This is a genomic window from Mesorhizobium sp. M1E.F.Ca.ET.063.01.1.1 (assembly GCF_003998155.1).
Lineage (GTDB): Bacteria > Pseudomonadota > Alphaproteobacteria > Rhizobiales > Rhizobiaceae > Mesorhizobium.
Genome location: NZ_RZSC01000325.1, coordinates 1 through 6455, shown reverse-complemented (window position 1 = coordinate 6455; position 6455 = coordinate 1). Strand labels below are relative to the sequence as shown.

The 6455-nt window shown below is 65.2% G+C and carries 5 protein-coding genes, 1 pseudogene and 1 riboswitch; all 6 genes and pseudogenes read left to right on the top strand.

Features of this window, described 5'->3' with window-relative positions:
• Positions 1–286: pseudogene (locus EOA29_RS21335) on the top strand (8-amino-7-oxononanoate synthase); the annotation flags it as partial.
• Positions 283–921, top strand: a complete 639-nt coding sequence (bioD, locus tag EOA29_RS21330) for a dethiobiotin synthase (RefSeq protein WP_127221436.1) — start codon at positions 283–285, stop codon at positions 919–921. The pseudogene EOA29_RS21335 and the gene bioD, both read left to right, overlap by 4 nt.
• Positions 918–2186 carry an adenosylmethionine--8-amino-7-oxononanoate transaminase gene (locus EOA29_RS21325; RefSeq protein ID WP_127221434.1) on the top strand — a complete coding sequence of 423 codons (1269 nt, stop codon included), beginning with the start codon at positions 918–920 and terminating at the stop codon, positions 2184–2186. Before bioD ends, EOA29_RS21325 begins: the two co-directional genes overlap by 4 nt.
• Entirely contained in the window at positions 2183–3205 is a 1023-nt protein-coding gene (locus tag EOA29_RS21320) for a beta-ketoacyl-ACP synthase III (protein ID WP_127221432.1), read from the top strand. Before EOA29_RS21325 ends, EOA29_RS21320 begins: the two co-directional genes overlap by 4 nt.
• A 326-nt stretch (positions 3206–3531) precedes the next feature.
• Positions 3532–3643, top strand: a riboswitch (TPP riboswitch).
• Between the two features lie 113 nt (positions 3644–3756).
• On the top strand, positions 3757–5577 hold the full coding sequence (thiC, locus tag EOA29_RS21315; protein ID WP_127221430.1) for a phosphomethylpyrimidine synthase ThiC: 1821 nt from the start codon (positions 3757–3759) through the stop codon (positions 5575–5577).
• The coding region (locus EOA29_RS21310; RefSeq protein ID WP_127221428.1) for an FAD-dependent oxidoreductase at positions 5574–6455 on the top strand (882 nt) is incomplete at its 3' end. The genes thiC and EOA29_RS21310, both read left to right, overlap by 4 nt.

The window sequence follows — 6455 nt, the reverse complement described above, 5'->3', positions numbered from 1 at the left end:
CGAGCGTCTGGAGAGGCTGGTCGCGCTTGCCGGCAAGAGGGCCGAAGACCTTGGTTTACCCGCGAGCGGTTCGCAGATCCTGCCGATCATCGTCGGCGACAATGGCCGCGCCATGGCGCTGGCGCAGGCCCTGCAGTCGCGCGGTTTCGACGTGCGCGGCATCCGCCCGCCAACCGTGCCCGAAGGCACGGCGAGGCTCCGGATCTCGCTGACGCTGAATGTCGGCGAGGCCGACGTCTCGGCACTGTTTGATGCTTTGGCTGCAGAATGGGAGCGCGCCCGATGACGGTGCAGATTGTCATCACCGGCACCGACACCGGCATCGGCAAGACGGTGTTCGCATCGGGCCTTACGGCGCTTCTCGATGGCATCTACTGGAAACCGGTGCAGGCGGGCAACCGCGAAGAGACCGACAGCGAGGTTGTCTCTCTTCTGGCAGGACTGCCTACTGACCGGGTGTTGCCGGAAGCCTGGCGCCTTAGAGAGCCGCTGTCCCCACACCGCGCCGCGGAGTTGGACGGGGTGGAGATTGATGCAGGTCAACTCGCACTGCCCAAGACGGACCGTCCGCTCGTCGTTGAGGGCGCCGGCGGACTGATGGTGCCGTTGAACAGGCGCACATTTTACATCGACGTCTTCGCACAGTGGAACGCGCCGGTGGTGCTTTGCGCCCGCACCGCGCTCGGCACCATCAACCACACGCTGCTCTCGATCGAGGCGCTGCGCGCCCGCTCAATCCCGCTGCTCGGCGTGGTGTTCATCGGCGACAGGATGGTCGATACGCAAAAAACCATCGTCCAGATGGGCAAGGTTCGCGTGCTGGGTCGTCTCCCCTTTCTCCAGTCGCTGACCCCTGGAACACTTTCCGCGGCCATGAAGGCTTCGTTTAACGCCGCCGACTTCGCGGAGATCCGGCCATGAGTCGCCGCTCCGCTGTCTGGCATCCCTTTACCCAACATGCCACCGAACCGGTGCCGCCGACGATCGTGCGCACCGAAGGCGCCTATGTCGAGACGCGCGACGGCAGGCGCATCCTCGATGCGATCTCGTCCTGGTGGGTCATCACCCACGGCCACCGCCACCCGAAGATCGTAGAGGCAATCCGCGAGGCGACCGAAACGCTCGACCAGGTGATCTTTGCCGGCCTTAGCCATGAGCCGGCCGAGCAATTGGCCTCGGCGCTGGTCGACATGACGCCGGCCGGCCTCGACTGGGTCTTCTTTTCCGACAGCGGCTCGACCAGCGTCGAGGTGGCGCTGAAGATGGCTCTCGGCTTTCATCGCAACACCAGTAGGCCGCGCTCGCGCATCGTCGTCATGGAACACAGCTATCACGGCGACACCATCGGCACGATGAGCGTCGGCGCGCGTGGCGTTTTCAACGCCGCGTATGAGCCGCTGTTGTTTCAGGTCGATACGATCCCCTTCCCGGCCGCGGGCCACGAGCAGGAAACACTCGACGCCTTCGAACGGCTGGCGCGTGACGGCGAGGTTGCCGCGCTGATCGTCGAGCCGCTGGCGCTTGGCGCCGGTGGCATGCTGATGTACCCGGCCTCAGTTCTCGCCGAGCTCAAGCGCATTGCCGTGCGCTCGGGGACGCTTTTCATCGCCGATGAAGTCATGACCGGCTGGGGCCGCACCGGCACCATGTTCGCCTGCGAACAGGCGGCGGTCGCGCCCGATATTCTGTGCACCTCCAAGGGTCTGACAGGCGGCTCGCTGCCGCTTGCGGCGACGCTTGCCACCGACGCGATCTTCCAAGCGCATTACTCGACGGATCGGTCCAAGACCTTCTTCCATTCGAGTTCCTACACTGCAAACCCGATTGCCTGCGCGGCAGCACTGGCAAATGTCGGCATCTGGAACGACGAGCCGGTGGCGGAGCGCGTGGCCGCGCTGTCGCGGATGCAGGTGGAGAAGGTAGCGCGGTTCAACGGGGATCCGCGTTTTGAGAATGTGCGCACGGCCGGCACCATCGCCGCGCTTGACCTCAGCGTCGGCAATGCCGGCTATCTGGCCGAGGTCGGCCCGAGGCTGCGCGCCTTCTTCCTCGATCGAGGCTTGCTGGTGCGACCGCTCGGCAACATCATCTACGTGCTGCCGCCCTATTGCGTGACGTCCGACGAACTCGACCGCCTTTACGCGGCAATAGACGAGGCGGCCGGACTTGCGGGTGACAAAAGATGAACCGCACAGCGCGCATCATAGGCCTTGGCCATCACGTCCCGGCCCGAAAAGTCGGCAATGCCGAGATCGAGGCGAGCCTCGGGCTGGATGCAGGCTGGATCGAGGGGCGCACCGGCATCCGCACGCGTTTCTGGGCAGAGCCTGACGACACGCTTTCCGGACTGGCCGCCAAGGCAGGCGAGATGGCGCTGCAAGCCGCCGGCATCGATCGCAAGGAGATCGGCCTGCTGCTGCTCGCCACCTCTACGCCGGACCATCTCCTGCCGCCGAGCGCGCCGCTGGTGGCGCACAGGCTAGGTCTTGAAAAGGCCGGCGGGGTCGACCTGGCGGGCGCCTGCGCCGGGTTCATCTACGCCATGACCTTCGCCGACGGCTTCGTGCGCCTGCACAACAAGCCGGCCATCGTGATTGCCGCCAACATATTGAGCCGTCGGATCAATCCAGCCGAGCGGGCGAGCGCCGTGCTGTTCGCCGATGCCGCGGGCGCGGTGGTGCTGGCCCCCTCCAGCGATCCCGGCCACGGCATCCTCGGCGCCTCTTTTGCCTCGGATGGTTCGGCGTATGGCCTGATCCACATCCCGGCGGGCGGCAGCAACCGTCCATTCTCCGACGAAATCGACATTGCCGAAACCCGCATGACCATCGCGAACGGCCGCGACGTCTTCGCCAAGGCGGTGGAGATGATGAGCGGCTGTGCAAACGAGGCGCTGGAGGCGGCCGGTCTTTCGGCGTCGGACGTGGTCCGTTTCGTGCCGCACCAGGCGAATGCCCGCATCTTCAACGCCGTCGGCAAGTCGCTCGGCATCAAGGACGGACGCATCGTCAAGACCATCGCCGACTATGGCAACTCGTCAGCCGCGACGATCCCCCTGTCGCTGTCAGTTGCCCACAGCGCCAACCCCTTGCGACCGGGTGAGAAGCTGCTGCTGGCAGCCGCGGGAGCAGGTCTTGTCGGTGGGGCGCTTGTGGTTGGCGTTAGGGCCGATCTGTGCGCTGATGTGCGCCGGGCGATTATATAAACCTTTACAACAACATCAACAGTCAAGGTCGATTCTCCGCCCCTCTGTTGCAAGGGTTTTGACGGCCTGAGTGCGTCGGCTATAGGTCCTGTTGCCTGACGCGCTCGCTTCATCATCGCTCTACGATGACGAGGTGAGCCGTGTCTGCATCACCCGAGGATGGTTTCAACCGTCATCGCCTGCGCGGCAGAGTTCGCTACGATTGACACAGACCATGGATTGCCTCGAGCGCCAAGGTCGCAACATGTGCGTCATTGCAGTGGCACTTTCGAGGGCTCCCGTGCGCCTCAGGAGTTGACAGGGCGACATCTCATCGTCCAACCTAGGTGCCTCACCAGGGGAGTCCCGGCAAGGGGCTGAGATACTGCTATCGCGCGCAGTGACCCGTTGAACCTGATCCAGTTCATACTGGCGTAGGGACGGTGCGAGGTTTCGCGGGTCGGCAATCCGGCTTCGGTATTCGGGCATTAGCCCGCATCCTGCGCGAAGCGTCACTTCCTCCTCATCGCGTGGACTGGGTCTCCGTTGCACTCGAGCAAGGAGGCTCACTCATGAATGCCCACACCCCGACCGTCACAGTTGGCGAATTGCCCGCTTCGAAGAAAGTCCACAAACCGGGCCAACTTCACCCGGGCCTGCGTGTCCCGATGCGCGAGATCTCGGTTCATTCGAGCGCCGGCGAGCCGCCGGTCACGGTCTATGACTCGTCCGGTCCCTACACCGACGCGGCGGTGAAGACCGAGATCGAGCGCGGCTTGCCGCGGTTGCGCGAGGCATGGATCGAGGCGCGCGGCGATGTCGAGCGCTACGAGGGTCGCACGGTCAAACCCGAGGACAACGGCTTGGTCTCCGCCGATCGCCTGACGCCGGAGTTTCCGACGCTCAACAGGCCGTTGCGCGCTACCGGCGGCCGTGCCGTCACCCAGCTTGCCTACGCACGCGCCGGCATCGTCACGCCGGAAATGGAGTTCGTCGCCATCCGCGAAAACCTCGGCCGTGAGCAGTTGCGTTCGAAACTTCAACGCGATGGCGAGAGCTTCGGCGCCGCGATCCCGGATTTCGTCACCCCGGAATTCGTGCGTGACGAGGTGGCGCGCGGCCGCGCCATCATCCCGTCCAACATCAACCACCCCGAAAGCGAGCCGATGATCATCGGCCGCAATTTCCTGGTGAAGATCAACGCCAATATCGGCAACTCCGCCGTCACCTCATCGATGGGGGAGGAGGTCGAGAAGATGGTGTGGGCGATCCGCTGGGGCGCCGATACCGTGATGGACCTCTCCACCGGCCGCAACATCCACAACATCCGCGACTGGATCGTGCGCAACTCGCCGGTGCCGATCGGCACGGTGCCGCTTTATCAGGCACTCGAGAAGGTCGGCGGGATCGCCGAGGATCTGACCTGGGAGGTCTACCGCGATACGCTGATCGAGCAGGCCGAGCAGGGCGTGGACTATTTCACGATCCATGCCGGCGTGCGCCTGCCCTACATCCCGCTCACCGTCGACCGCATCACCGGCATCGTGTCGCGCGGCGGCTCGATCATGGCCAAATGGTGCCTGCACCATCACCGGGAGAGCTTCCTCTACGAGCATTTCGAGGAGATCTGCGACATCTGCCGCACCTATGACGTGGCGTTCTCGCTCGGCGACGGCCTTCGCCCCGGCTCGATCGCCGACGCCAACGACGCGGCCCAGTTCGCCGAGTTGGAAACGCTTGGTGAGCTGACTAAGATCGCCTGGGCCAAGGACTGCCAGGTGATGATCGAAGGCCCCGGCCACGTGCCGATGCACAAGATCAAGCAGAACATGGACAAGCAGCTCGCGGTCTGCGGCGAAGCGCCGTTCTACACGCTGGGGCCGCTCACCACCGACATCGCGCCGGGCTACGACCACATCACATCGGGTATAGGCGCGGCGATGATCGGCTGGTTCGGAACGGCGATGCTTTGCTACGTCACGCCCAAGGAACATCTCGGCCTGCCTGACCGCGACGACGTCAAGACCGGCGTCATCACCTACAGAATTGCCGCTCATGCCGCCGACCTCGCCAAGGGCCATCCGGCGGCGAAGGTCAGGGACGACGCGCTGTCGCGGGCGCGCTTCGAGTTCAGGTGGGAGGACCAGTTCAACCTCTCGCTCGATCCCGAGACGGCGCGCGCCTTCCATGACGAAACCCTGCCGAAGGAAGCGCACAAGGTGGCGCATTTCTGCTCCATGTGCGGCCCCAAATTCTGCTCGATGCGGATATCGCACGACATCCGCGCTGAAGCGCAGAAGGAAGGGCTCGCGGCGATGGCGGCGAAGTACCGGGACGGCGGCGACCTCTACATGCCCGTCGACGGCACCGCGGAGCGCACGGACACGCCATGAAGGTGCTCATTCGCGGCGCGGGCGTTGCCGGGTTGACGCTCGCGCACGAGCTGGCAACGCGCGGCGCCGAGGTGACCGTGGTCGAGAAACGCGGGGAGATCGCCGGCAATGCCTCCTGGCAGGCCGGCGGCATGCTCGCGCCCTGGTGCGAGCGCGAGAGCGCCGAGGAGACGGTCCTGACGCTCGGACGCGGCGCGGCTGACTGGTGGGACAGAGCGTTGCCCGGTCATGTCTCGCGCAACGGCACGCTCATGGTGGCGCCTGCCCGCGATGCCGGCGAGTTGGATCGCTTCGGCCACCGCACGTCCGGCTTCAAGCAGCTCGGCGCCGATGAGATCGCGGCGCTCGAACCAGCGCTCGCGGGCCGGTTCGGGCGCGGCCTGTTCTTCGCCGAGGAAGCACATCTCGACCCACGCAAGGCGTTGCTCGCACTAAGCGAAGCGCTGCCTGGCATGGGCACGCGCCTTGAGTTCGGTTGCCGCACGGTGTCAGCCATCCCGGATGTCGAGGTGGACTGCACCGGCATCGCCGACCGGCGACCGGAATTGCGTGGCGTTCGAGGCGAGATGCTCATCCTGCGAACAGGCGAAATCTCGCTGGCCCGACCGGTGCGCCTGCTTCATCCGCGCATCCCGATCTATGTCGTGCCGCGCCGGGAAAACCTGTTCATGGTCGGCGCGACGATGATCGAGTGCGATGCCGCCGGCCCGATCACTGCGCGCTCGACCATGGAGTTGCTCAGCGCCGCCTACGCACTGCATCCGGCCTTTGGCGAAGCTGAGTTGGTCGAAACAGGCGTCGGCGTGCGCCCCGCATTCGCCGACAACCTGCCTCGCGTCGAAGGCGACGGGAGGCGCATTCGCATCAACGGCCTCTAC